23 protein-coding genes and 1 riboswitch are annotated in these 26,149 nt (G+C 53.9%); of the genes, 13 read left to right on the top strand and 10 right to left on the bottom strand.

Annotated elements, in window-relative coordinates:
• Positions 1-16 precede the first annotated feature (16 nt).
• Positions 17-331 carry an ArsR/SmtB family transcription factor gene (locus tag ACI1P1_RS09795; RefSeq protein ID WP_416216190.1) on the top strand — a complete coding sequence of 105 codons (315 nt, stop codon included), beginning with the start codon at positions 17-19 and terminating at the stop codon, positions 329-331.
• Positions 332-390: 59 nt separating this feature from the next.
• On the opposite strand, the gene ACI1P1_RS09790 is transcribed toward ACI1P1_RS09795, so the two are convergent.
• Positions 391-2,703: a heavy metal translocating P-type ATPase gene (locus tag ACI1P1_RS09790; RefSeq protein WP_416216189.1), complete on the bottom strand. Its 2,313-nt coding sequence runs from the start codon at positions 2,701-2,703 to the stop codon at positions 391-393.
• 186 nt (positions 2,704-2,889) lie between these two features.
• A riboswitch (purine riboswitch) is annotated at positions 2,890-2,989 on the top strand.
• A 72-nt stretch (positions 2,990-3,061) separates the two neighbouring features.
• Here ACI1P1_RS09790 and ade point away from each other — a divergent pair.
• From ade to ACI1P1_RS09775, 3 genes are read left to right on the top strand one after another with little or no spacing between them, the layout of a single operon-like run.
• The gene (gene ade, locus ACI1P1_RS09785) at positions 3,062-4,807 is read left to right on the top strand and encodes an adenine deaminase (RefSeq protein WP_416216188.1); all 1,746 of its coding nucleotides are present in this window, start codon (positions 3,062-3,064) and stop codon (positions 4,805-4,807) included.
• A 55-nt stretch (positions 4,808-4,862) separates the two neighbouring features.
• Positions 4,863-5,555 carry a FadR/GntR family transcriptional regulator gene (locus ACI1P1_RS09780; RefSeq protein WP_416216187.1) on the top strand — a complete coding sequence of 231 codons (693 nt, stop codon included), beginning with the start codon at positions 4,863-4,865 and terminating at the stop codon, positions 5,553-5,555.
• Between the two features lie 23 nt (positions 5,556-5,578).
• Positions 5,579-6,781 carry a CynX/NimT family MFS transporter gene (locus tag ACI1P1_RS09775; RefSeq protein WP_416216237.1) on the top strand — a complete coding sequence of 401 codons (1,203 nt, stop codon included), beginning with the start codon at positions 5,579-5,581 and terminating at the stop codon, positions 6,779-6,781.
• Between the two features lie 242 nt (positions 6,782-7,023).
• Here ACI1P1_RS09775 and mnhG read toward each other — a convergent pair whose 3' ends face one another.
• Genes mnhG through ACI1P1_RS09745 form a run of 6 tightly spaced genes read right to left on the bottom strand, consistent with a single transcriptional unit; the run spans position 7,024 to position 12,839 of the window.
• Positions 7,024-7,419: a monovalent cation/H(+) antiporter subunit G gene (mnhG, locus tag ACI1P1_RS09770; RefSeq protein WP_416216186.1), complete on the bottom strand. Its 396-nt coding sequence runs from the start codon at positions 7,417-7,419 to the stop codon at positions 7,024-7,026.
• The gene (locus tag ACI1P1_RS09765) at positions 7,400-7,693 is read right to left on the bottom strand and encodes a Na(+)/H(+) antiporter subunit F1 (RefSeq protein WP_416216185.1); all 294 of its coding nucleotides are present in this window, start codon (positions 7,691-7,693) and stop codon (positions 7,400-7,402) included. The genes mnhG and ACI1P1_RS09765 overlap by 20 nt, the downstream gene beginning before the upstream one ends.
• The gene (locus tag ACI1P1_RS09760) at positions 7,690-8,169 is read right to left on the bottom strand and encodes a Na+/H+ antiporter subunit E (protein ID WP_416216184.1); all 480 of its coding nucleotides are present in this window, start codon (positions 8,167-8,169) and stop codon (positions 7,690-7,692) included. Before ACI1P1_RS09760 ends, ACI1P1_RS09765 begins: the two co-directional genes overlap by 4 nt.
• A gap of 5 nt (positions 8,170-8,174) precedes the next feature.
• On the bottom strand, positions 8,175-9,653 hold the full coding sequence (locus tag ACI1P1_RS09755; RefSeq protein ID WP_416216183.1) for a Na+/H+ antiporter subunit D: 1,479 nt from the start codon (positions 9,651-9,653) through the stop codon (positions 8,175-8,177).
• Entirely contained in the window at positions 9,646-9,984 is a 339-nt protein-coding gene (locus tag ACI1P1_RS09750; RefSeq protein WP_416216182.1) for a Na(+)/H(+) antiporter subunit C, read from the bottom strand. Before ACI1P1_RS09750 ends, ACI1P1_RS09755 begins: the two co-directional genes overlap by 8 nt.
• Positions 9,984-12,839: a Na+/H+ antiporter subunit A gene (locus ACI1P1_RS09745; protein WP_416216181.1), complete on the bottom strand. Its 2,856-nt coding sequence runs from the start codon at positions 12,837-12,839 to the stop codon at positions 9,984-9,986. The genes ACI1P1_RS09750 and ACI1P1_RS09745 overlap by 1 nt, the downstream gene beginning before the upstream one ends.
• Positions 12,840-13,092: 253 nt before the next feature.
• On the opposite strand from ACI1P1_RS09745, the gene ACI1P1_RS09740 reads away from it, so the two are divergent.
• Positions 13,093-13,332: a hypothetical protein gene (locus ACI1P1_RS09740; RefSeq protein ID WP_416216180.1), complete on the top strand. Its 240-nt coding sequence runs from the start codon at positions 13,093-13,095 to the stop codon at positions 13,330-13,332.
• On the opposite strand, the gene ACI1P1_RS09735 is transcribed toward ACI1P1_RS09740, so the two are convergent.
• Positions 13,329-14,147: an alpha/beta fold hydrolase gene (locus tag ACI1P1_RS09735; RefSeq protein ID WP_416216236.1), complete on the bottom strand. Its 819-nt coding sequence runs from the start codon at positions 14,145-14,147 to the stop codon at positions 13,329-13,331. The genes ACI1P1_RS09740 and ACI1P1_RS09735 overlap by 4 nt on opposite strands.
• A gap of 163 nt (positions 14,148-14,310) precedes the next feature.
• Between ACI1P1_RS09735 and ACI1P1_RS09730 the strand changes: the two genes are divergently transcribed.
• The gene (locus ACI1P1_RS09730) at positions 14,311-14,922 is read left to right on the top strand and encodes a zf-HC2 domain-containing protein (RefSeq protein ID WP_416216179.1); all 612 of its coding nucleotides are present in this window, start codon (positions 14,311-14,313) and stop codon (positions 14,920-14,922) included.
• Positions 14,923-15,060: 138 nt separating this feature from the next.
• On the top strand, positions 15,061-16,419 hold the full coding sequence (locus ACI1P1_RS09725; protein ID WP_416216178.1) for a TrkH family potassium uptake protein: 1,359 nt from the start codon (positions 15,061-15,063) through the stop codon (positions 16,417-16,419).
• A gap of 81 nt (positions 16,420-16,500) precedes the next feature.
• Here the strand turns inward: ACI1P1_RS09725 and ACI1P1_RS09720 are convergent, their stop codons facing one another.
• On the bottom strand, positions 16,501-17,409 hold the full coding sequence (locus ACI1P1_RS09720) for a phosphotransferase (protein ID WP_416216177.1): 909 nt from the start codon (positions 17,407-17,409) through the stop codon (positions 16,501-16,503).
• A gap of 160 nt (positions 17,410-17,569) precedes the next feature.
• Here ACI1P1_RS09720 and ACI1P1_RS09715 point away from each other — a divergent pair, with 160 nt between their 5' ends.
• From ACI1P1_RS09715 to ACI1P1_RS09700, 4 genes are read left to right on the top strand one after another with little or no spacing between them, the layout of a single operon-like run.
• Positions 17,570-18,076 carry a GNAT family N-acetyltransferase gene (locus tag ACI1P1_RS09715; RefSeq protein WP_416216176.1) on the top strand — a complete coding sequence of 169 codons (507 nt, stop codon included), beginning with the start codon at positions 17,570-17,572 and terminating at the stop codon, positions 18,074-18,076.
• Between the two features lie 32 nt (positions 18,077-18,108).
• Complete coding sequence (locus ACI1P1_RS09710) at positions 18,109-19,086, top strand: ornithine cyclodeaminase family protein (protein ID WP_416216175.1); 978 nt, start codon at positions 18,109-18,111, stop codon at positions 19,084-19,086.
• A gap of 17 nt (positions 19,087-19,103) precedes the next feature.
• Positions 19,104-20,273, top strand: a complete 1,170-nt coding sequence (locus ACI1P1_RS09705) for a dipeptidase (protein WP_416216174.1) — start codon at positions 19,104-19,106, stop codon at positions 20,271-20,273.
• Positions 20,274-20,285: 12 nt separating this feature from the next.
• A complete protein-coding gene (locus ACI1P1_RS09700) occupies positions 20,286-22,418 on the top strand; it encodes a CocE/NonD family hydrolase (RefSeq protein WP_416216173.1) in 2,133 nt (710 codons plus the stop codon).
• Between the two features lie 107 nt (positions 22,419-22,525).
• Here the strand turns inward: ACI1P1_RS09700 and ACI1P1_RS09695 are convergent, their stop codons facing one another.
• Positions 22,526-23,344: a helix-turn-helix transcriptional regulator gene (locus tag ACI1P1_RS09695; protein ID WP_416216172.1), complete on the bottom strand. Its 819-nt coding sequence runs from the start codon at positions 23,342-23,344 to the stop codon at positions 22,526-22,528.
• Positions 23,345-23,458: 114 nt separating this feature from the next.
• Between ACI1P1_RS09695 and ACI1P1_RS09690 the strand changes: the two genes are divergently transcribed.
• A complete protein-coding gene (locus ACI1P1_RS09690) occupies positions 23,459-24,955 on the top strand; it encodes a sulfatase family protein (RefSeq protein ID WP_416216171.1) in 1,497 nt (498 codons plus the stop codon).
• 34 nt (positions 24,956-24,989) lie between these two features.
• On the top strand, positions 24,990-26,096 hold the full coding sequence (locus tag ACI1P1_RS09685) for a glycoside hydrolase family 88/105 protein (RefSeq protein WP_416216170.1): 1,107 nt from the start codon (positions 24,990-24,992) through the stop codon (positions 26,094-26,096).
• Positions 26,097-26,149 lie beyond the last annotated feature (53 nt).

Genomic DNA, 26,149 nt, shown 5'->3' with positions numbered 1-26,149 from the left:
TGAGATTCGCAAAAATATGATTGATGAACATATAGCGGTTGAAGCGGCAGATTGGTTTAAGGCCTTTGGTGATGTGACCCGGCTGAAGCTGATTAGTCTCTTGCTGCAGAAGGAATTAAACGTGACGGATCTGTCCGCCTTAACCGACATGAACCAATCTGCAATCTCCCACCAGCTGCGTTATCTCCGGGATATGCGGATTGTCAAAAGGCGCAAAGCGGGGAAAACGGCGTTCTATTCCTTGGACGATAGCCATGTGGAGCAAATCCTTGCCCAGACGCTTATCCATATTGCCCATAACCATGGGACGCTGGAAGCGGAAGAAGAATAACAACAGAAAAGCAGCCATTCCTTTGTGGAGTGGCTGCTTTTTGTTAAAGAGTGGATCCGTTAAGCCGCGGTATTGGATTTGACCTTCATCACCCGCATGGCATTCAGAACTGCGAGGAGGGTAACCCCTACGTCGGCGAATACGGCTTCCCACATAGTTGCGATTCCGAAGGCCCCGAGGCTTAGGAAGATAATCTTCACACCCATGGCGAAAAAAATATTCTGCCAGACAATCGTCCGGGTCCGTTTAGCGATGTAGATAGCTTCTCCTACCTTGGAGGGTTCATCGGTCATGATGACGATGTCGGCTGCTTCAATGGCTGCATCTGATCCCAGACCGCCCATGGCAATCCCTACATCGGCCTGAGCCAATACGGGGGTATCGTTGATGCCGTCGCCGATAAAGGCGATCTTCTCCTTGGGACTCTTGAGCCGTCCCAGACGTTCGATTTGCTCCACCTTGTGCTGGGGGAGAAGCTCAGCATGCACTTCATCAAGACCTAACTGCTTCCCGACGGCTTCCGCTACAGGCTTGGCGTCGCCCGTCAGCATGACGGTGCGTTTGATGCCGATGGATTTGAGCTGACGGATGGCTTTGGCCGAGTCGGCCTTGGGCTCATCGGAGATCACCAGGTAACCGGCATATTGTTTATTTACCGCCACATGCACCAGAGTACCCGTCACATCCGGCTGGCCAAAGCTTATCTGCTCAGCCTTCATCAGCTTGCCGTTGCCCGCCAAAACCTCTTTTCCGTTCACCAACACCCGGATGCCATGTCCGGAGATTTCGTTGTAGTCCTTAATGGCGGTCTCCGGAATGTCCTTGCCGTAAGCAGTCCGGACGGATACGGCAATAGGGTGGCTGGAGTGGATTTCGGCGAAGGCGGCATACTCCAGCAGCTCATTTTCCGTAAAGCCCCCTTCGGGGTGGATGCCGGTTACCGTAAAAGCACCTTTGGTGAGGGTGCCGGTTTTGTCAAAAACCACATATTTTACATCATTGAGGGCCTCCAGATAGTTGCTGCCCTTAACCAGAATGCCGTTTTTGGAGGCGGCGCCGATTCCCCCGAAGAAACCAAGAGGAATGGAGACCACCAGCGCGCAGGGACACGAAATCACAAGGAACACCAGTGCCCGGTAAATCCAATCACTAAAGCTGGCATCCGCCAGAACAAGGGGAGGAATAAGGGCCAGCAGAAGAGCGATAATAACTACGGCAGGGGTATAGTATCTGGCGAACTTGGTAATGAAATTCTCCGTAGGCGCCTTTTTGCTGCTGGCATTTTGCACCAGGTCCAGTATTTTCGAAACAGTGGATTCCCCAAAATCCTTCGTTACTTCAATGGTCAGCACGCCATTTTTATTAATGAAGCCGCTCAGCACCTCGCTGCCCGGCTCTACCTCCCGCGGCACGGATTCCCCAGTCAGAGCGGAGGTGTCCATAGCGGAGGCACCTTCCACCACATGGCCATCCAGCGGAACCTTTTCCCCGGGGCGGACCACAATGATATCTCCGATCTCTACTTCCTCGGGTGAAACGCGGATGGTCTCATTGCCGCTTTTCAGGTTGGCGTAATCGGGGCGGATATCCAACAAGGATTTGATGGATTTGCGGGAGCGGTTCACGGCAATGCCCTGGAAGAGCTCGCCGATCTGATAGAACAGCATAACCGCTACGCCTTCCGAATATTGTCGGGTGGCGAAGGCGCCGATTGTCGCAATCGCCATCAGGAAGTTCTCATCGAACACGCGGCCGCGGATAATGTTCCGGAGAGCCCGCCATACGATGTCTCCGCCGATAATGACATACGCCGCTACGAAGATTGCCAATTCCGCCAGTCCCGAAACGGGAGCCAATATGCCGGCGGCGAGGACGGCTCCGGAGGTCAGCAGCCGGGTTATCATTCTGGTGGTGTTTTCATTCCCATGGGAATGGCCGTGACCGTCGTCTTCATCCTCATGATCATGTCCATGCTCATGCGCGTGCCCGTGGTTTTGCTTATTGCTGTGATCATGATCAGCATGATCATGGCTGCAGCATGCATCTCCGTGGGAATGGCCGCTATGCGGGCTAACGCTTGCGCTATCTTGGGCTGCTGCTGCCTCAAGCCTGGCTCTGGCCGAACCCCGGGACACCTTTTTCTTGAATTCCTTCACCTTGATGTGTGGCTCCAGCTTATTGACCCGTTTGATGGCTTCCTCCATTACGGGACCTTCGTCGCCAGCGGCAGTTTCAATCTGCATCATCGTGGTCGCAAAATTTACCGTGCAGGAAGTTACTCCATTAATCTTTTTGACTTCATTTTCAATTTTCATCGCACAGTTGGCGCAATCCAGACCTTCCAGCAATAACTCCTTTTTTGCCAGTTCCATGATAGTCACCTTCTCTTTTATGATTACTAAAACATATGAGCAATCATTCATTTGTTATATCCGAAGTATATTCCCGTATGCTCAGAATGTCAACGGCATATCTGAAATTTCAGCCAAAAGCAGGCAGATTATTCACTGCGTAAAACGTTATTGCACTTCAGTCAAGAGGCTGTTATAATTCCTAAAAGTAAAAAATTCCATATTCATCGTATAACCTTATAGATATGGTATAAGGGTCTCTACCAGGAACCGTAAAATCCTGATTACAGTAAGATGCACACTGTGGTGTGTATGTTATTTGTAATCGGGATTTTTTTATTTATCTACATATGAAATTCCAATAAAAGGAGCAGATCGTATGTCCAATCAACCCTCGGCATTAACCAAACGAATTCAAGTTGCAGGCAAACAAATCCCCGCTGATTTGGTGATCAAACAAGGGACTATCGTAAATGTGTTTACGGGTGAGCTTATGGAAGGGGACATTGCCATTGCGGATGGAATCATCGCGGGCATTGGTTCCTATGAAGGCCATGAGGTGATGGATGCCAGGGGAAAAATGATCGTCCCGGGATTTATCGACGGGCATATCCATATCGAAAGCTCCATGCTTTTGCCGGGTGAATTTGCCAAGGTAGTGCTTCAGCACGGCGTAACCACGGTGATCACCGATCCCCATGAAATTGCCAATGTGGCAGGGGAGAAGGGGATTCAATACATGCTGGATGATGCCGCGGGAGTGCCCATGGATATTTTCGTTATGCTGCCCTCTTGTGTACCCTCAACGTCCTTTGAGAGCAATGGAGCAACGCTTGCGGCTGAGCAGCTTGCTCCCTTTATGGCGGACCCCCGGGTTCTGGGTCTGGCGGAGGTGATGGATTTTCCGGCTGTTGCCCGTGCGGATCAGGGAATGATGGACAAGCTATGTATGGCACAGCGGAACGGTGGTGTCATTGACGGTCATGCCGCGGGCATCGGCCGGGAGGACTTAAATATCTATCTGTCGGCAGGCATCCGCACCGATCATGAGAGCATTAACAGCCGCGAAGCCAAGGACCGTCTGGAGCTGGGGATGTATCTGATGATCCGGGAAGGCACTGTAGCCAAGGATTTGGAGGCTCTGCTTCCCGCCGTCACCCCGCAGAATTCCCGGAGATGCCTGTTCGTGACCGATGACAAACACCTGGATGATTTAATTGAGGAAGGTAGCGTCGACCATATTGTCCGGCTGGCCATCGGCAAGGGATTAGACCCCATTACTGCCATTCAAATGGCTACCCTGAATGCAGCCGAATGCTTCGGACTGCGCCATGTAGGGGCTGTTGCGCCCGGTTACCAGGCGGATCTGCTGCTGCTGGATAACCTCAATGACATTTCCATTCATCGGGTTTATAAAAAAGGAAGATGTATCGTGGACCGGGGGCAGCTGGTGGAAACCGAATTTCCTGCGGCATTAACGGCTCATACCGACCGGCCGTCTCTGCCCACTATCAACGCTAAGGAAGTGGCACTAAGCGACCTGCAAATTCCGCTGACATCCACATTGTGCAATGTGATTGGGCTGATACCTAACAGCCTGGTTACCCGTCACCTTAAGGAGCATGTTGATATCCATAAAGGTACTTTTCAGCCTTCCATTGAACGCGACCTGTTGAAAATAATCGTGGTGGAACGGCATCATGCTACCGGAAATATCGGAGCGGCTATTGTGAAGGGATTTCAGCTAAAACGGGGGGCAATCGCCAGTACGGTGGCGCATGATTCCCATAATATTGTGGCGGTCGGCACCTCGGATCAGGAGATATTGGCGGCTATCCGGCATGTGAAGGAGATGAACGGAGGATTGGTGGTAGTGGATGGGGAGGAGGTTGTGGCCTCATTGGCTCTTCCTGTTGCAGGACTAATGTCGGACCGGGATTATATGTCTGTTAATAAATCGCTGCATGCTTTACATGAAGGACTGGCCCATATCGGTTCGCCCAAAGCCTTTAATCCTTTTTTGGCGCTGGCGTTCCTGACGCTTCCCGTTATTCCCGAGCTGAAATTAACCGATAAGGGTTTATTCGAATTTGCTTCCTTTTCACATATTGATGTGTTAATATAGCCAATAAACCAAACATCCTACGTTTAGACAGGTGTCTGGAATGGGGGGAGTGCCTATGCTTCAAAAAACCAAGCGGCTGACACTGGTAGAGCAAGTCGCCCTACAGATCGAAGGACTGATCGAATCGGGCCAATGGGCGGTAGGAATGCGCATCCCGGCTGAGTCTGAACTGATGGCGGACTTGAATGTCAGCCGCAATACCTTGCGGGAGGCCATCCGGGCGTTAACCCATGCGGGGTTATTAAAGACCAGACAAGGCGACGGCACCTATGTCTGTTCGTCAAGTGCCCTGGGAGCCGTGCTGCAGAAGCGTATTGTCCGCACCGATACGATGGATACTTTAGAGGTCCGGCATGCGCTGGAACGGGAGGGGGCTTTTTTGGCTGCCCAACGCAGGACGGAGGATGAAGCCCGGGAATTGCTGCTTCATTTCGAACGCTGGGAAACGGCCGCGAAGCTCGGCGATCTGGATGCGTATGTGACGGAGGATATCCGTCTTCACCAGATGATTCTTCAGGCGTCCCACAATAACATCCTGATTGAATTGTACGACCATATTGTAGAAGCGCTGCATGATTCCATTGCAAGCCTGACCCGCAGTGAGGTCAAGCCAATGTTCATCGAGATCCACCGGCAGCTGGTGGAGGGGGTTGTGGCACAGGACAGCAACCAGGCCGTAGCGGCGGTTCAGCGTTATATTTTGGAATCCAAAACTTTCATCTCAATTGAAGAAGGAGACCGTTCATGAGTATGCAAGGCAACATGGGCAAGATGACATCCAGCAGCTCCTTGCCGGGAGAAAAAAAGCTGTCCATGACTTCGGGATGGACAATCGTGATCGGCATTATTCTGATTTCTCTGACCATGCGCTCCCCCATTACTTCTGTGGGCCCGCTGTTATCCTCCATTCGCGAAGCGCTTGGATTAACGAATACAGTGGCAGGCTTGATCACCGCCTTGCCCCTGCTGGCCTTTTGTGCGCTGTCTCCGTTTGCCCCGGGACTGTCCCGGCGTTTTGGATTGGAAAAGGTTCTGCTGTATTCCTTGTTTGTGCTGATGGCCGGTTTTGCCGTCCGCCTGATGCCTGCCACCGTTCCCTTAATTGGAGGCACGGTTTTGATCGGATTGGCCATTGCGGTATTCAATGTGCTGCTCCCCAGTCTGGTGAAGCGGGATTTCCCCCTGCAGGTCGGGATTATGACCGGTGTTTATACGGTAAGCATGAATTTATGCGGGGCGTTGGCATCCGGGACAAGTGTCCCGCTGTCTCGTAGTCTGGGCTGGAATGGCGCATTAGGTATATGGGGAGTGCTTGTTCCCATTTCGGCGCTGTTCTGGTTCCTTCAAATCCGGTCCGGCCGTGGGGCATCCGGATTGATGCCGGGGGCGGTGAAGCGGAGAAGCTTGTGGCGTTCACCGCTGGCATGGACGGTGGCTCTTTTTATGGGAATGCAATCTCTGGTTTTCTATGTAACCATTTCGTGGTTCCCCGATTTACTGGTCAGCCGGGGGTTAAGCGACAGCAGTGCAGGCTGGATGATCTCCCTGCTGCAGCTATCCCAATTGCCGGTCACCTTCCTGGTGCCGATCCTTGCAGGCCGTATGAAAAACCAGCGTCTCTTGGTGGCTATCATGGCGGTATTAATGCTCGCTTCATTAGGCGGACTGTACCTGGACCTGGGCGGCAACACGCTCATTCCGCTGTGGATCATCTTCCTCGGCATCGGCGGAGGAACCTCCTTTGCCTTGGCCATGATTTTCCTTACGCTGCGGACGAAGGATGCCCAGGATGCGGCTTCCTTGTCCGGCATGTCCCAAGCGGTGGGGTACCTGTTAGCCGCAAGCGGACCGACCCTGTTTGGGTGGCTTCACGATGTAACCGGGGGCTGGAGCATCCCGCTTTTACTTTTGCTTGTTGTCACAGGCTTGATGTTTCTGTGCGGCTGGGGGGCTTCCCGGAATCGTACGGTTTGATTAGAGGCCTCTGAATCGGCGAAGCCAGTTTGGGGGCTTTCTTTCTAGCGAATCTCAGCCACGCTATTCTGTGAAAAAAGGCATGCACAAAAATCTAACGAATCTGAGCCACGCTATTCTCCGGTTTAGAGGCCATTTCGGCGCTCCTTCGGACCAATAGCGTGGCCAGGGTTCGTTAGAATTCAAATAGGCTCTATTGCAGCCCAATAGCGTGGCACAGATTCGTTAGCGTTTCTCCGGCATTACCGCTCCCTCACAACTTCCCCACCGTTCCCGATATCTCCTGGAATCCCGTTACTATCTGCCCGCTTCAAGTCGTCTCTCACGGTGCTTTGGTCAAGAGGCACACCCGAACGGTAAGCGGCCCGCCCATTAAGATGCCCCGCCACCGGCGAGGTGATAAACACGAATACGATCCCCAGAAGCAGCTTGATGCTGACATGGCCATCCTTAATCAAAAGGTACACGAATACGCCGGCCAGCACCAACAGCACTCCTAAGGTAGCACTTTTGGTGGCGGCATGGGACCGGAGATACACATCCGGCAGCCGGATCAGCCCGAAGGCGCCTAACGCACCGAACAAGGCCCCGATCAAGATAATCACCAGAGCCAACAGCTCAATTCCTCTCGTTATCATCTCCACTCTCCATCACCATCCCTCTTTCAATATATCTGGCAAACGCTGTGGTCCCGATAAACGTAAGAATGCCGATAACCAGAATAATGTCGATGAACACCTGGGTGTCCAGTAAAAGGCTGACGATAGCGATAATCGCCAACAGATTAATGCCAATGGCATCCAGCGCGGCAATCCGATCCGGCATGGACGGTCCCTTGATCAAGCGGTAGGTGCAGCCCAGTATGGCCAAGGACAGAATCGAAAGCGAAACAAGCAGCAGGAAATCGGTCAAGGCCGGGTCACCTCCATAATGGCTTTTTCGAATGTGCTTCTGATTTGGTCAACGGCTTCGTCCACATCCCCCATGTCCATAGCATGGATGTACAACGTGCTTTTGTCCGGTGAGACCTCCAGAGTCAACGTGCCCGGAGTCAGACAGATGAGGCAGGCCAACAGTGTGATTTCCCAATCGGATCGAAGCGTGGTTTCATAAGCGAAAATGGCGGGGCGGACCGCAAGCTTAGGCCGGAGCAAATGACGCGCAACGGTGAGGCTGGAGACGAACAGCTCCCGGATGAAGATCCCCAGCAGCTTCAGCACCGGCCACAGCCGGGTAAGATAAAAGCCCGCCGGCCGGAAGCGCCTCAGCGCCAGAATGATCAGGGCACCTACTGTGAAGCCGATGAAAAATTGCAGAGCGGACATCTCATTAAACAAAAACATCCACACAACCGCAATCACGATATTCAAACTAAATTGTGAGCCCATGCTGGTTACCCTCCTAATACAGCTTCAATATATAGCTCCGGCTGAAGAAGGATATCCCCTGCCCGGGAGGCCAACGCATACAGCCATTCGGAGCCGATGCCCATCAGAATAATCAGGCAGAACAGACTGACCGCAGCAACCGTCATGGCCGTCTGGTTTTGAGGCTTGGCGGGGATGGGTGTTTTCTCCTCCCCCCAGAAGGCAAACATGAAAATTCGCAGCATGGAGTACAGCACGATGAGGCTGGTGGCCAGGCTTATGGCGGTGAACAGATACATGCCGGCGTCCAGGCCGCCGCGGAGGATCAGGAGTTTACCCGCAAAACCGCTTAAAGGCGGAACACCGGCCACCGCCAAAGACAGAATGAAGAACATCCAGCCCAGCAGGGGCCTTTTGCGCATAAGTCCGCCCATTTCGGTAATCCGTCCGGTTCTCGCCGCCTGGATGATCATCCCCCCAAGCATAAACATCAGGGCTTTGGCGACCATATCGTGCATCAGATACAGCACCACTCCGTTTAAGGCATCCCCATTGGCCACTGCAATGCCGAAGGCGGTAAAGCCGATGCTGATGAGCACATTGTAATTCATAATCCGCGGGACATCCCGGTAAGCAACGGCGCCCGCGGCGCCCAGGATCATAGTGGCCGCTCCCATCCAGCCCATCAAGGTGTGGCTGCTTAACGTTTCCTGATAGAACATCAGAGTAAATGTCCGAATGAGGGCATACAGCCCGACCTTGGTCAACAGCGCTCCGAACAAGGCTCCGATGGCTGCAGGCGGCGCCCCGTAAGAGCCGGGCAGCCAGAAGAACAGGAAAAGTCCCGCCTTCAGGGAAAACACGATAAGGAACAATACGCTCACCACCGTCAGCACACCCCCCGGGCCAGCCTCTGCGATACGGACCGACAGATGGGCCATGTTCAAGGTCCCCGTCGCCGCATACAGATACGCCACGGAAGCCACAAACAGGGTGGAGGAGACGATGTTGATCAGGATATATTTCAGGGTTTCCCGCAGCTGCTGCTTGGTTCCGCCCAGGACGATCAGGGCATAGGAGGCGATGAGCATCACCTCGAAGCAGACAAACAGATTGAAGATATCCCCCGTGAGGAAAGAGCCGGACACACCCGCCAGCAAAAATTGAAAGAACGGATAAAAATAGTTCCGTTCCCGCTCCTCCCCGATACTGCCGAAGGAATACACCAGACAGGCGGCGCTGACCACTGCCGTGCTGAGCACCAGCAGGGCGGCCAGCATATCTGCCGTAAACACAATGCCGTATGGAGGCAGCCAGCCGCCCATAAACAGGGTTTGAATCCCGTTTTGCCAGACCTGGTACACCAACCCCGCCGTAATCCCAATATTCACCAGAGCGCTTGCGAGGCTGATAGCCCGCTGCAGCCGGATCCGCTCCTTCAGGAAAATCAGGGCCACAGCGGTGAACAGAGGCAATAACAAGGGTAATACAAGCCAGTTATTCATCCGTCTCCCCCCTCAGTTCTTCCATGTTGTCGGTGCCCAGAGTTTGGTAGGAGCGGTATGCCAGAACAAAGAAGAAGGCCGTGACCCCAAAGCTGATGACGATGGAGGTCAGAATCAGAGCCTGGGGAAGGGGATCCGTATATGCATCTGCCGCTTGGCCCAGGAAGGGGGCAGCCCCTGTTTTCAAGCCGGACATGGTCAGCAGCAGCAGATGCACCCCGTGGGTGAGCAGCGCCGTACCAAGAATAATGCGCAAAAGACTTTTGGAGAGAAGCTGATACACACCAACGGCAAACAGCATGCCGATGGTCACCGCCATAAGCACCTCCATTAGTTGTCCCTCCCTATTGTGAAAAGAATCGTCATGGTTACACCCACGACGGCCATATAGACGCCAAGGTCAAAGAGCACAGCCGTGGCCAGCTCTGTTTTTCCCAGGATGGGCAAATTGAAATATCCGAAGCTATGGGTCATAAAGGGAACGTCAAACAAAAAGGATCCGGTTCCGGTCAAAAAGGCGGTCAAAAGACCGATAGCAGTCACCTTGCGGAAATCCAGGGGAACAGTCTGGGCCACATTCTTCATGCCGAAGGCGATAGCCAGCAAAACCAGCGCAGCCGATGTCATCAGACCCCCGATGAACCCGCCTCCCGGATTGTTGTGTCCGGCAAGGAATAGGAACAGGGAGAAGGTCAGGATGATATACACCACTGTTTTGGTTATGGTTTGGAGAATGACGTCATTGGTTTTGATCAGGGGGAGCCGCGAACGGACAAGATCTGCCGTCTTCCGGACCATCCCGGGCTGCAGCCGGAGCTTGATCAGCGCATAGATGCCCAAGGACGCAATCCCCAACACCGAAATTTCCAGCATGGTATCGAAACCTCTGAAGTCCACCAGAATGACATTGACTACATTGTCGCCGCCGCCCAGATCATGGCTTTCCTTCAGATAATACTCCGCAATGGACGGGAAGGGGCTGCTTCCGCCGGCTGCCAGGGCAATCAGCGTAACTACAACGCCGACTCCGGCTGCGATCAGGAAATTGGTCAGCTTGAAGGGAAGCTTGAAGCTTTCCTTCTTGAGCTCCGGCAGGTGGTAGAAGCAGAGCAGGAACAAGGTAACAGACACCGTCTCCACAATGATTTGGGTCAAGGCCAGATCCGGCGCGCGGAACAAAACGAAAAACAGGGTAGCCAGATACCCTACGGCTCCGGTGAAGATAATAGCTGACATGCGGGAGCGGGCCAGGGGCACGGCAACCGCTGCCGTCAGCATAGCCAGCACCAGCAGCACCTCATAGAACGAGACGCTTGCCAGCGTTGGAATACGGAAGCTGACCGAATCCGAGGTGAACAAAGCCGCGCCTGAGGCGGCAATCAGAAAGGCGAATATATAAATCAGGTAATGGCGGACAGAACCGGTCATGTAGAACCCGGTCAGCTTGTTGGAATAACGCTCCAGGCCGTCCAGTCCGCTGTCGTAAAGCTGATTCAACGAATAACGAGGGGAACCGGGAGACTGCCAGCGTTTTATATACCTGTGCAGCAGGTAAACCGCCGTTCCGGCAGCAATCACGCCCAAGGTCATAAATACCTCCGGCGTCCATCCGTGCCAGAAGGAGATGTGCACATGGTAGCTCCCGCCCATTGCCGGCAATATGGCTGCCAGAGCCGGCTCGATCAGGTACCGGGACAGCACATTGGGGAAAAATCCGAAAATGACCGTTCCGGAGGCCAAAAAAACCGGAGGCAGCAGCAATCCCAAGGGAGCCTCATGAGGTGTTTTCTCCAGCTTTTCCCTTTGCAGCTTTCCGCCGAAGCTTTTGAATACCACGATCATGCTGTACACAAAGGTAAAGATACTGGCCAGCCAGGCAAGCACAGGGAAGAGGGTTCCCCACTGGGCCAAACCGAGCACATTCATGCTGCGGATGTCCAGCACTGCCGTAAAGAACATTTCCTTACTTAGGAAGCCGCTGAACGGCGGCAGCCCCGCCATGGAAAACGCGCCGATGGCCGCCACTGTGAAGGTAATCGGCATAACCGTCATAAGCCCGCCCAGATTGCGGATATCCCGGGTTCCGGTTTCGTGGTCGATAATGCCCACCACCATAAACAGCGCACCCTTGAACATGGCATGATTCAACAGATGGAAGACGGCGGCGACGGCTGCTTTGGAAAAGAAAGCCGCCTGGTCCGGGTCCGTATAGAAGGCGGAGGCGGAGCCTAAGCCCAGGAGGCACATGATGAGTCCCAGCTGGCTGATGGTGGAATATGCCAGCAGCGCCTTCAGATCCGTTTGCCGGATGGCTTTCACAGCCCCATACAGCAGAGTGATAAGCCCCACCGAAGCGACGATCCATATCCACGCCCCCTGCCCGGCAAACACCGGTGTGAAGCGGGCCACCAGATACAGTCCAGCCTTCACCATCGTAGCGGAATGCAGATATGCACTGACCGGAGTGGGCGCCTCCATGGCATCAGGAAGCCAGATGTGGAAAGGGAATTGGGCCGACTTGGTGAACGCCCCCAGCAGGATCAGGATCATGGCGGGAATAAACAGACTGTGGCTGGAGATAGCGCCCACCTGGCTGATGATGTCCCGGATGCTGAAGCTTCCGGTCAAAACATACAGCAGAAGAAATCCCCCGAACATGGCGAAGCCGCCGAACACTGTGATTAGCAGAGACTTTTGCGCGCCGTACACGGATTTTCCCCGGTGATTCCAGAAAGCGATCAACAGGAAGGAGGAGATGCTGGTCAGCTCCCAAAATCCGTACAGCACCATCAGGTTGTCGGACAGCACAACGCCCAGCATGGCACCCATAAACAAAAGCAGGTACACATAGAAGAGATGCAGAGTTTCCTTGGCCTTATCCAAATAAAAAATGGAATACACCGTCACAAGCGTCCCCACGCCTGTGATCAGAAGCGCAAACAACAGCGCCAGCCCATCCAGATAAAGCTGGAGGCGGATTCCCAGAGAGGGAATCCATGGGACAGAGGCGGCAACCGCCTCACCTCCCTGAATGCCGGGAATTTGCAGCATGAAATAAACAAACAATAACAATGGAGCTGGAAGCACGGCCCAGCCCGTATGCAGCCGGGGAGCCAATCGGTGGACCAGCAGCACAAGAATGCAGAAAAGAAACGGAATGAGAATAGCAGCGTGCAGGAAAGACAAGCCATAACCTCCTTTTGCTGAATGCCTTGCTTATAGCTTCCCCCATATCCTCCAAAATCCATGCCTTTTTTTGGAAGCAGAAAAAAGACAAAAAGAGCCCGCTTTTGGCAGGCTCCTCCGGGTTCATCCATATAAAATTCCTTGTTCATTATAGCGTCTTCGTTCCGTTATGTAAAGACATTCTCCGTGAGCCGGGCGTATAAGCCTCCGCCGATCTGGAGATCACTTCATGTATAGGAAGGAGGCCGTTTGGATGCTAAAATTTAAGATTGCTGTGTGTGCAGGTGTGTTTCTGGCCGGGCTGGCCGCGGGGTGGTTTTTGAATACCATGTTAATTCCGGCAACTGACCGGAATGCAGCAAAGCCGCCATCCGGCGACACTCTTCAAAGCCGTGCCTTGCACATGGATTACAGGCAGAATTCGTTTAAACCGCGGGAATATATCAAGGTCAACCGGGGACTAAAGGACGACTGGCTTCCCGGTGAGCGTTAAGCCTGCGCCAGAAATTCCAGCAGCTCAGGATGCAGGGCTTCCGAACCCTTGCCCAGCCATATCAGATGGCCCCAGGTATCAAGTAAATGCAGTCTGGAGCCGGTTATGTGCTGATGGGCGCGGCGGGCATGTTCAATGGGCACGGCTCCATCGTTAGGACTGTGCTGGATGAGGGTAGGGCAACGGATATTGTTCAGGTCGGACTCCGTGATGGAGTTAATTTGGGGCAGGTCCAGGAGAAAGCCGTGGCCGGACCGCTGCCTGTTGTTCATTTTGCAGAATGCAAGGATATCGCCCTCCCTTGTGCGGGCCAGTACCTCAGAATAAGGAAGGATGCTGAAGGAGGGCGCCATTTGCTTGAACATCACACGGGCAAAATGATTGCTCATGAACCTGACGGCAGCCCATGTATACTTTTCCATGGAGGCACCGAATAGGAGTTGTGCCACCTTGTAGGTTTTATCCTGGGGAGAGTGCCATCTTCCTGATACAGCGCTTTGCAAGGTAAGGCTTCTGACCCGCTGCGGATAATGCGAGGCCCAATAAATGCCGCTGGCACCACCGGCGGAGACGGCAATAACATCGATTTTATCCATACCCAAGTGATCCAGCAGCTCTGAATAGGCTTGGCAGGCTGTTCCCAGATTTTTCCCTATTCCGGCTGAGGTCTGTCCATATCCCGCCCTGGAGGGAGTGAGCAGGGAATAGCCGCTCCGGAGAAGCTCGTCATAGCCGAATTCCTCCCGGCAATTGGAATGTCCGCCATGGAAAACAAGGATAGGCCTTCCCGCTCCCCGTATGGAGTATTCCATCATTAACCCATCCTTGGTTTGAAAGACATGTGTTTCCACAGGTTAAGCCCTCCTGTACGTTACATAGTTGTCTATAATCTAGCACATGCCCATAAAAAACGAAACCAAGGGCCGTCACGATCCGTAAGACGTATTGGTATGCCTTTGTAAGAAAGGAGTGACGGACATGAACTGTTCGGAGGCCATCACTGTCATGCATGAGTATTTTGACGGGGAGGCGGATGCTGCAGCTGCTTCTGCCCTCAAAAAGCATTTGCAAATCTGCCCGTCCTGCCGGCAGCTGTTTAAACAGATGGAAAGCACGGAGGCGATGCTCAGGGTTCCGGTCAGGAGTGCCCCTCCGGTCGGACTGACAGCGAGCATCATGAGCGCGTTGCCACAGCCTGCAAAACGAAGCCGCTGGGGGCAAATGCTGAAGCAGCATCCCATCGCCGTCATAGCCTGCGCCATTTTGGTAATTATGCTGGCTCATTATACGTCACGCGTGTATTCCGACCGCGATATGGTAGTTCAGGGCGCCTTGGATCAATTATTCATCAGCGGGGATACGCTTGTTGTTCCCGAGGGAGTAACCGTGTATGGCAACCTGAAGGTGAAACGGGGGAAAATCCAGATCGACGGGAATGTGGAGGGGGATGTAACCGTTATTAACGGCAGCTACAATTTGGCCTCCACCGCTTATATCTCCGGCCAGGTGACCCTGATTGATGCTACTGTGGATTGGCTCTGGTACAGGATCAAGAATATGTTAGGCGATCACCTCAAAAAGATGCCTTAGAGAGCCCCTCGTTTCCGAGGAGGCTCTTTCTTAAGCTTCAGGTTAATATAGGAATTCCGTGTTGTGTTTATCACGGAAGATTGTATAATGGCGGAAGTAGAAAAGCATGAATATCACATAACCGGGAGTTCAAATACCATGCTCACGAAAAAGATGCTGCATTATTCCATCAAGCACTTCACCCTCAGCTCATCCAGAATCATTCTTCTGGGTTTTGCCTGTCTGATCTTAATCGGCTCGATTCTGCTGTCTTTGCCTATCGCCTCTACAGGAGGGGACATTTCTTGGCTGGACGCCTTGTTCACATCCACCTCCGCCGTCTGTGTGACCGGTCTGGCCGTCGTCGACACAGGTGCAGACTTCTCCTTGTTTGGACAAATGGTCATCATGCTTCTCATTCAGGTGGGCGGTTTGGGCTTCATGACCTTCGGCGTGCTGATAGCCGTTGTGATGGGCAAGAAAATCGGGCTAAAGGAGCGGCTGCTGATCCAGGAGTCCTCCAATTCCTTATCCACACAAGGGGTAGTGAGGCTTTCTCTTAGCATTTTTCTGATCGCATTTATTGTGGAAGTGCTCGGCGCCGCCTTGCTGACGTTGCGCTGGGAGTCCGAGCTGGGGCTGAAGAGAGCCACCTATTATGGTGTTTTTCATTCCATATCCGCCTTCAACAATGCAGGCTTCGGGTTATGGTCGGATAACTTAAGCCGCTACGTCGGGGACCCGCTGGTCAATCTGGTTATCACCTTGCTTTTTATTATCGGGGGAATCGGATTTACGGTTATCCTTGATATTTTCCGGAAACGCAGCTGGAGGCGCCTGGCCCTGCATTCCAAATTAGTGCTCATTACCTCCGGAGTACTGTGTCTGCTGGGTTTTATCGGGATCTTCCTGATCGAAATATTCAATTCAAACACCTTCGGTGCACTTTCCTGGCCAGAGCGTATATGGGCATCGTACTTCCAAGGGGTGGTTACCCGGACAGCCGGCTTCAATACCATTGACATTGCCCAGATGCTCCCGGCTTCCCAATTTTTTATGATCATCCTGATGTTTATTGGGGCATCTCCCGGGTCCACAGGCGGCGGTATCAAAACCAGCACCTTTATGGTGCTGGCTCTGACCATTGTGGCTATCGTCAAGGGGCAGCGGGATACGGAATTAATGGGGCGCAGAGTTCCCCACAGTATCATCTTGCGCTCCTTAGCCATAATGGTGGTTTCGGTGATTGTGGTCATCACGGCCACCTTCCTCTTGACCATCACGGAGCATAATTTGAACAGGGACTTTCTTGACCTGTTATTCGAAGCGGTCTCCGCCTTTGGAACGGTGGGGCTTTCCATGGCACTAACTCCGGAGCTGTCGGTTTGGGGGAAAGTAATTATTACCATCGTGATGTATATCGGCCGGCTGGGGCCGCTTACGCTTGTCCTGGCTCTGGCGCAAAAGAATGACAAGCAAAAATACAGGTATCCGGAAGAGAAGATCATGATCGGGTGAAGCCTGATCCATATACAAGCCGTTGTTTTGCTGCCGCGGGCAGCAGAGCAACGGCTTTAGTGGTTACGATCCTGGTTTATTTCAGTTTCTCCGGACACAGAGCTCTCTCCATTCCATCAGCCAGCGGTGTTGTTCCTCGAAAAAACGAAGGGAGACACTCCCTAACCCCTGACAGCCCACGATTCTCGCCGTGATCTGGTAATGTCGTACGGCTATCCAATCGGAAACGGCACTACATTCTCCGTCACTTAAGATACGGACCCGGCTGTATCCCTTATAGAAACGCTCGAATTGTCTCATGGTTGCATCGTATAAGGAAGCATGAAACTGATTGAAATGGGTGACATCCGAAAGATAGGCTGCATCCATACTCGGGTAGTCCCCCGATGCATCGTCAAAATCCAAAAGAATATAGTTCCCGTCTTGTTTAATCATGTTGCCTGTATGGAGATCACCGTGGCAGAAGCTTTTTGGAAGTAGGGTGATGCGACTCCATAACTCATTGCCGTAATGCACCAAATCGTTGATAGCGCTAGCTTCACAGTCCTTCTGCTTCATGATGGAAATAAAGTCATCGATATATTCCGCCTTGGTTCTGAGCAGAAGTGTACCCGGATACCTCTCCATCAGCTTGTGCAGCCGCGCCGTTTGCTCACCGATAGCTTCTGCCTCCAGGCTCCCGTCCGCATCGGCGCCTTCCACATAATGGAACAGAGCAGCCACACGGCCATCACCGGGAAGGAGAGTGTGGCTCATCTGCTCCCGTGTGCGAACAACAGAAACTACCGGATATTCCTGTTGAAAGAGGAAGTCCAGAATGTTTAGAGCATGCAGGGCATCTGCCGTTTTGTGGGGGGGAAGCAGCTTGAGAACATACTGCTGCTGCCCGGATTGCAGGATGTAAACCTGCCCGATGAGTTCACGGTGCAATTCCATTTGGCCAATATCGAGAGCATAGGTTTTGTTCATATGCTTTATGAGATTTTCCATATACGGACATCTCCTAACATCTTGCTTTTTCCCATTGTAACAGGGTGCGGCCGGGAGCTTCCATGTACAGTTTGATTAAAACTAACTGACCCTTGGCGCGGATTTCATGGTATTCTTCTTTACAAGAATAAGAGATAGCTATAGAAAGGCGGAAGATAATATGGATATGGTACGTTTACAGGCGCACAACCCGGAGGCCATTACGGAGCTTGCCCGGACAGCAGCGGAGATTTGGCGGGAATACTACATTTCCATCATTACCATGGACCAGATTGATTATATGATCGGGAAATACCAATCCGCCCAGGCGGTTCAAGACCAGATCGAAAATCAAGGCTACGACTATTATGTGATGCATGACGAGGGGGGCATAGCCGGTTATCTTTCGGTAAAGGAAGAGGACGGTAAGCTGTTCCTGAGCAAGTTTTATGTGAGCAAGGAGAACAGGGGGAAAGGTTATGCCAGCCAAGCCATGGTCTTCCTGGAGCAGCTGTGCAGGGAACGGGGGTTAAGCCATATCTGGCTGACGGTCAACCGGCATAACGAATCGAGCATCGGGGTTTATCAGAAAAAGGGCTTCCGGACGATCCGCGAACAGGTGGCGGATATCGGGAACGGGTACGTTATGGATGACTACGTGATGGAAAAAGAAGTTCCGGTATTCTAAGTGTATACACACCCTAAGAGAGGAGCGGGAATATGCGGGTGATCGATTACAAAACGGCGGCGGAGCTTCTGACCATGGAGGTGTGTATTCCGGTAATGGAGGAGGTTCTGGCGGATTTGTCCGCTGGCCGGGCGGAGATGAGCCTGCGGCAGGTGGTGCCTTTGGACAAGCCCAACCTGCTGGGGCTGATGCCAGGGTTTCTGCGAAAGAACGGGGTGGCGGGGGCCAAGCTGATCAGCGTGTTTCCCCATAACCATGTGTACGGAAACCCCTCCCATCAGGGGGCGGTGGCGTTGTTTGATACCCAAACAGGGACATTGTTGGCAGTGGTGGACGGACGGGCCATTACGGCAGTCCGTACAGCGGCGGTCAGCGCTGTGGCAACCCGGGCATTGGCCAGGGAGGACAGTGCTGTTCTGGCTATTCTCGGCACAGGGGAGCAAGCGGCCAGCCATCTGGAGGCCAACCTTCAGGTGCGCCCGATCCGGCAGGTCCGGGTTTGGAGCCGTACACCCGGCAAAGCCCGACGATTCATAGAAGAACAGGCAGCAGTCCTGCAGGGAGTAGAGGCGTCGGCTGCTGACTCTGTCCGGCAAGCGGTGGAGAATGCGGATATTATCTGTACCGTAACAGCCAGCACAGAGCCGGTTTTGCGGGGGGAATGGGTGAAGGCTGGGGCACATATTAACGCTGTCGGCGCATGCCGTGCGCCTGACCGGGAGCTGGATTCGGCGCTGGTTGCTGCCTCCAGACTATTTGTGGACCGCATGGAATCCGCCCGGAACGAAGCAGGGGACTATCTGATCCCGCTTCAGGAAGGGGTTATCCCGGATACGCATATTGTCGGCGAATTGGGTGAGCTGCTGGAGGGAAGGATTGAAGGCAGGACAGATAACGGCGGGATTACGCTTTTCAAAAGTCTGGGCTTAGCCATTGAGGATCTGGCAGCAGCTCATTACATATACAACCAGGCGGTGCTGAGGCAAAAGGGAGTGGACATCCCATGGTAACGGAAGGGGCAGGCGGTATGGAGGAAAAATTGCAAGAGGGACGGTATGACTTTCAGCTGACGGAGGAGCAAGAACAGCGTGCGGCCCGGCTCCATGAGGAGAACATCAACATCGACCTGCTGTTTCAGGGACCGTTGTCTCCCAAGGCCATACCCCAAGCGGTGGCTCAACGGCTGAAGGAGCTTTGCGAGCCTTACAGGGACGAGCCTATGGTCTACAGCCATATGCCCGCTAAGCTTCTGGTCAAGATGATGGCGGCTGGTGAACTGCCCCAGTATAAAGAGGAGTGGTACCGGTCCGGCATTACGGCGGGCAACCGGGAGCTTCACTTAAATGATATGGAGACCATTCTGGACAGCATGGGCCAGGTACAGCTGCAGTTTGACACTGCAGCGGACTGGCTCGTTAAAGCCAGGAAGGCCGAGGATATCCGGGCGGCCAAACAGAGCGGCCGGAAAGCCGGGATTGTCACTGCTCAGGAGACAGATGGGCTGGGCCGGAACCTGGGGCTGCTGGAGACGCTGCACCAGTTTGGGCTGCGGGTGCTCCAGCTTACGTATAATAACCAGAATCTTGTGGGCTCCGGCTGTGCAGAGGCGGCTAACGGCGGTTTGTCCAATTACGGCGTCCGGTTTGTGGAGCGGCTGAACCAATTGGGGATTGTGGTGGATACGGGCCATTGCGGCAAACAAACCACGTTGGATGCCTGCCGGGTATCCTCTGCACCCGTGATCGCTTCCCATACGGGAGTGGAGCGCCTGTACCCTCATATGCGCTGCAAAAGCGACGAGGAGATTCTGGCGGTGGCCGGAACCGGAGGTGTAGTGGGGATTTTTGCCATGCCGTGGTTTGTCCACGGGGACCCTGCGAACACGACTCTCGATCATGTGCTGGATCATATCGATTACGTAGTCCGGCTGGCCGGAGTGGATTATGTCGGCATCGGCACGGACTGGCCCATGAGCGACGTGGAATGGTCTCTCATCTACTTCAAGGAGCATATTGCGCCCCGGCTGGGTTTTGCCAAAGGGGACGGCCCCTCCACCGAAACGGTGAAGGGGCTGGAAACCTACGGCCGCTTCGGCAACTTCACCAGAGGACTGGTGGCCAGGGGTTACAGTGACACTGATATTGCCAAGATTATGGGCGGCAACTGGCTGCGTGTATTCGAGCAGGTTTGGGGATAGGAGGCAGCACAGATGACAACTTATTTGCATCACACCACCTTTCATTTTTATTGTGCGGGAATATATAACGGCAAAATCCGGTTTACGGAAAAAGGAGTGCTCCACGCCAAGGTGGATCCCCGCAGGCGGACGCAAATGCAGGAGCATGTATTGGACCCCCAGGCCAAGTATGCTCTACCGCTGGCCCGTATAGGGGAGCAGCTGGAGGCTCATGCCCGTGGGGAGTGGACAGGGGAAGAGGTTATCCTGGAGCATGGTACGGTGTATCAGCGGCATATGGAATATACAGCGGCGGATGCGGCTGGTGTGGAGCGGACCTCACAGGTGTGGGCCATGCGCGGCGGTACAGCAGTGGATGTAGTCACCTTGGACGGGGAGGTAGTCGCCTTTGCAGCTCCCAACCGGTATGGCCTGGAGCTGATCGTCAAGGCAGGGTGCGAGAGGCTGACTCCTCTTCGGGTATATGAAGACCCGCTGTTGTCCAAGCCGGAATATGGCATCAACGACCTGGGGACATTTATGGTGCCCATGCGGGATGAAGTCAGGCTGGCTACGGATGTGTACCTGCCGGAGGGAGCTCCGGCCGGGACAAGGTGGCCAACTATTCTGGTGCGGACCTGCTATGACCGCAACGGGCGCAAGGAGCTGTTCCAACGCTGGGCCAATAAGGGCTACGCCGTAGTCAACCAGGATGTGCGGGGACGGGCGGATTCGGAGGGGGAACTGGTGCCCTTCTACTACGAGCGGGATGACGGCTCTGACACCATTGACTGGATCATTGCCCAAGACTGGAGCAACAGCAAGGTCGGCATGTGGGGCGCCTCCTATTTGGGGTATGTGGTGACAGCCGCCGCCACCAGCGGGCATCCCAATTTGCTGGCGGTGGTGGATGAGGTGAATGTGGGCTCTCCCTTTACGGATACGGCCCGCAAGGGCGGAACTCTCTGCTCCTGGCCGCTTCTCTCCTGGACCCTGGCTCAGTCGGTGGGGACGAGGACGGATTTTGACATTTTCGGCGGTGTAACTGTAAATCCAGAAGCGGCGGTGGATGCCCGGCCCATCCGGGATATCCCAAGGCAGATGATCGGCAAGGAGTCAGGGCCCTGGGAGCTGTGGAGCCAGCATCCGGATTATGATGACTTCTGGAAAAACTGCACCTACAGCGAGCTGGGCCATCAGGTCAAGGCGCCGGTGTACGTGATCTCCGGGTGGTATGACGGTGACAGCCCGGGAGTGTCGGAGACCTGGCGGATGCTGACGGAGCATGATGTCCCCCACCGCAAAATCCGGCTGGGCGCCTGGGAGCATAACCCCAACCGGGCAAGGGACTTGGCCAACGTGGCCTTGGGCAACGATGCCGTGGTCTATGACTATGATGTATCGGTGCTGCGCTGGTTTGACCGCTTCTTGAAGGACATTCCCAACGGCATCGACCAGGAGCCGCGGGCTTCCTATTATGTGGTGGGCGAAAACCGCTGGCGGACCTCGTCAGACTGGACTCCGGCGGAGGCAGTTGTGACGCCCTTCTATTTGGGCGGGGACGGCCGGGCCAACTCCTCCCTGGGGGACGGCAGGCTGGCGGCGGAGCCGGAGGAGTTCTCGCCTACGGACACGTATATCTACAATCCTGCCGATCCGGTAGCGGACAAGGGAGAGCGGGAGCCGGAGAATATGCGCAGGCATGAGCTGCGCAACGATATTCTGGTGTATACCGGCGTACCGTTGGCGGAGGAGCTGACGGTGGCGGGCGAGCTGTCGGCGGTGCTGTATGCAGCCAGCACAGGCAAGGACACGGACTGGGTGGTGACCCTGAGCGATGTCCATCCCAACGGCGACTCCATCCGGTTGTCCAACTATATCGTCAGAGCCAGATACCGCTACGGCTTGGAGCACCCGCAGCTGCTGGAGCCCGGTAAGGTGGAGAGATACGATATTTTCCTGCAAAATATCGCCCATACCTTCCCGGTTGGCCACCGGATTAGAGTTACAGTTACTTCCTCCAGCAAGTTCGTGGCTTTCCCCAACACCAATACCGGCAATGATCCGTATGCGGACGAGAAGCCGCTGATCGTGCGCCAGACGATTTACCATAACCGGGAGTACCCCAGCCATATCAAGCTGCCGGTTTTGATGAACAACCGTTAAAATAGAGTAAACAAGCTTCCCGTGCAACATTTGAATTGTGGCTCTCAAGGAGTGCAAGCTATTGCCTCTACAGGTCACGGTTCATTTGTTGGAACGGGATTTTTCTTCTATACGGACATTCTTTTGTACCTCGCCGGAGATTGCCCCGTTCTTTTTTTGAACACCTTGCTGAAATGGAATTCGTCTGTGTACCCGCATACCTCGGCGATCATCCGCAGGGAAAGGTCGGAGTGCAGCAGCAGCCGGAGGGCATTCTCATGCCGGACCGTCTCCAGATATTGCTTCGGCGAACATCCTTCATATTCATGAAACAGCTTCCGCAAATAAACAGGTGAGATGCCGTAGGTTCTGGCCAATTCCTCCACGCTCAGGCTGCTGGTGTGCCGGAGTTGTATGGCTTCCTTGATCCTTTCGAAAAGGGTAAAACGGGATTCTTGCTTCCTGCCGGATAAATGCTTCTCGGCGTACAGAAGCATCTCGCTGAGTGCAGCCTTGGAAGCTACCTCTCCACCTGCCGCGGACGGGTTCCAGCCGCGGATAATACGCTCCATCAGCCTGCTTGCCTCCAGCCGGTCCACATTGGCGGCGGGCATACAGAAGGGTAGAGGCAAATGCACAACCGGACTGGTGCTCCAGCTGTCCTCTTTGGGCTCCACCGTCATACATTCAAACCGGATGATGGTGAAGTCCAGTGGTCGTCTTTCACTCGACCGGTATTGCACCTCCATGTCCGGGCGGGCATAGAGCAGGCTTCCTGCGGTAACCTCCCGTTTTTCCCCGGCAATGAACGTGCCTTCCCCTTCGTGGATCCAATAAAGGGTATGCCCGGAGAGATGCTTCCGGCTTCCGCTCCAGCCTCCTTCGGTTGTTCTCCGCAGGATAAAGTAAATATGCAGGTACAATCGGTTGAGCTCAACTTGTATCACAGTGGGACCGTCACATCCGTTTCGATTTTTACATAAATCCGTATTGATTTCTACATTAACATAGAAGCCCCGAAAGTTTAAGGTAGAGATATGTGTACAAAAGGAGGGGAGAGCTTGCAGAAGCCCAATATTGTGTTCATTATGTGCGACCAGATGCGTCATGACGCCCTGGGATGCAATGGCAATTCAATTGTAGATACACCGAATCTCGACAAGCTTGCCGAAAGCGGCATTAATTTCGGAAATTCCTTTACACCGGACCCCATCTGTGTGCCCGCCAGGGCGAGCCTGACAACGGCACTTTACCCGCATAAGTGTACGGGGGTGAAGGACAATTCGGGAGCGATTAAGGAGGGACTGCCCAAGCTTGGGGAGGAATTAAGCAAACGCGGGTATGAAACCTACTCCATGGGGAAGCTCCACTATAATCCCTACCGGGGTCCCGGCGAGGAGAGAACCACACATGGCATCCGGACCACGGAGTTTGCGGAATCCGGCAGAATCCTTAGCAAATATGATCCGAAGAACCAGATCACCGGGCTGGAGGATTACCATGACTATCTCCATACCGTGGGCTGGGGAGGATATACCCGTGGTCATGGGCTGGGTAACAATGATGTGTACCCGGCGCCCAGTCCGGTTCCGCAGGAGCATTATGTGGACAGTTGGGTGGCTGACCGGGCAATAGCCCATATGCGCAATCATGTGGAGACGGACAAAGAAACTCCGTTCTTTATGTGGATTTCCTTCCCGAAGCCGCATTCCGCCTTCGATCCGCCCCGTCCTTATGACAGCATGTATGACCCACGGGATATGCCGGATCCGGCGGGCAGCATTGATATTCTGAAGGATCGGGGCCTTGACAATGAAGTGAAAACCCATTACGGCCATATGTGGGATCTTCTGTCGCCGCAGGCCAAAAAGGTGATCAAGGCTTACTACTACGGCCTGATTTCCCATCAAGACAAGCAAATCGGCAGAGTTATTGATTTTCTTGAGACCAACGGCCTTCGGGAGAACACCATCGTTGTGTATACGGCTGACCATGGAGAGATGCTGGGGGACTTCGGGCTGTACTTCAAGAAAAACTTCTATAACGGCTCTATCCGCATACCGCTTATGATCAGTTATCCTGCGAAGCTTCCGGCGGGAAGAGTATCCAGGCAGCTGGTTGGGCTTCAGGATCTGATGCCAACCCTGCTTTCTCTTGCTGGAGCACCGCTGGAGGTTCCGGTTGACGGTATTGATTTGACGCCGGTGTTAATGAAGGATAAGGCAGTCAGGAGCTATTACATCGGGCAATGTGGCGATGATCCGAACCAGCAGTATATGGTCGCCTCGCTGCGTTACAAGTACATCTATCACCAGCTTGGCGGTGTGGAGGAGCTGTATGACCAGATGCTTGATCCTGCAGAAATGGACAATTTGGCCAAAAGCGGGGAACCCGGCATCCGCAGCATCATAGAGACGATGCGGACAGAGCTGATTCGTTGGTGCAGGGACAACGGGGACTACGCCATGCTGGGGAACGGGATGCTGAAGAAGACAGTGTGCAGTCCGGACAAGAATTGGCCGAAGCCCTCAAATCCCTTCGGGCGCAGACTCTATTAGTATTTATGCGGAAGATATAAGGAGGGTTAAAGGTATGGAGCTGCTTAAGGGCTGGTCGGTCCGGATGGCCGAAAACCAGCTTAAACGTATGCCGCGAGTGAAGGACAAGTGGCATTATGTGGATGGTGTGGTTTATAAGGGGCTGGAGCAAATTTACGGGAATACGGGGGATGACCGGTATCTCCGGTACATTCAAGACAATATGGACATGTTTGTGCAAGAGGACGGCTCCATCCGCGGTTATGATCCGCATGAGCATAATATCGATCATATCAATAACGGCAAGGCGATTCTGTTTCTATACCGCCAAACCGGCGCTAGGAAATACAGGGAAGCGGCATATCTATTACGGGATCAGCTCCGGACCCATCCGCGGACCAGCGAGGGCGGGTTTTGGCATAAGGCGGTTTATCCTCACCAAATGTGGCTGGACGGCCTTTATATGGGGGCGCCCTTCTATGCGGAATTCGCCCGGCTGTTCGGCGAACCGGAGGTTTTCGACGATGTGGCGAATCAGCTTTTGCTGGCCCGGGAGCACTTGCGGGATGAGGCAAGCGGCTTGTATTACCATGCATGGGACGAGCGCAGGGAACAGCCTTGGGCTGACCCGGAAACCGGCTTGTCCCCACACTTCTGGGGACGGGCTGTAGGCTGGTATGCCATGGCGGTTGTGGATGTACTGGATAATTTGCCGGCTGGGCACAAGGACCGGCAGGGGATAATCTCTATTTTTAACGGTCTGGCGGATGCTCTGTTGAAGGTTCAGGACCCGGAGAGCGGTGTATGGTGGCAGGTTCTGGACCAAGGGACGCGGGAAGGCAATTATGTGGAGGCTTCGGCTTCCTGCATGATCGTGTATGCATTGCTCAAGGCGATCCGCCTGGGTGTTCTCTCCGAAACCTACCGGGCGTCTGCCGAAAAGGGTTATGCCGGTATTTTGAACAAATTCGTCATCACCCGTAAGGACGGTCTGGTGCACCTGATCCGCAACTGCGCAGTAGCCGGACTGGGAGGGTACAATCCCGGTCAGCCTTACCGGGACGGCTCGTTTGCATACTATATCAGCGAGCCCATCGTCACCGATGACCACAAGGGGATAGGGGCGTTCCTGCTTGCTGCAGCGGAATACGACCGGATGTGAAGCGGAAACCATAAGCAGCAATAAAATATCCTCCATGAGAATCCTTACTTCCT

This window comes from Paenibacillus mesotrionivorans (assembly GCF_046098205.1).
In the GTDB taxonomy this organism is placed as follows: domain Bacteria; phylum Bacillota; class Bacilli; order Paenibacillales; family NBRC-103111; genus Paenibacillus_AR; species Paenibacillus_AR mesotrionivorans.
The sequence above is the reverse complement of the archived record's forward strand: the minus strand, read 5'-3'. Positions and strand labels throughout refer to the sequence as shown.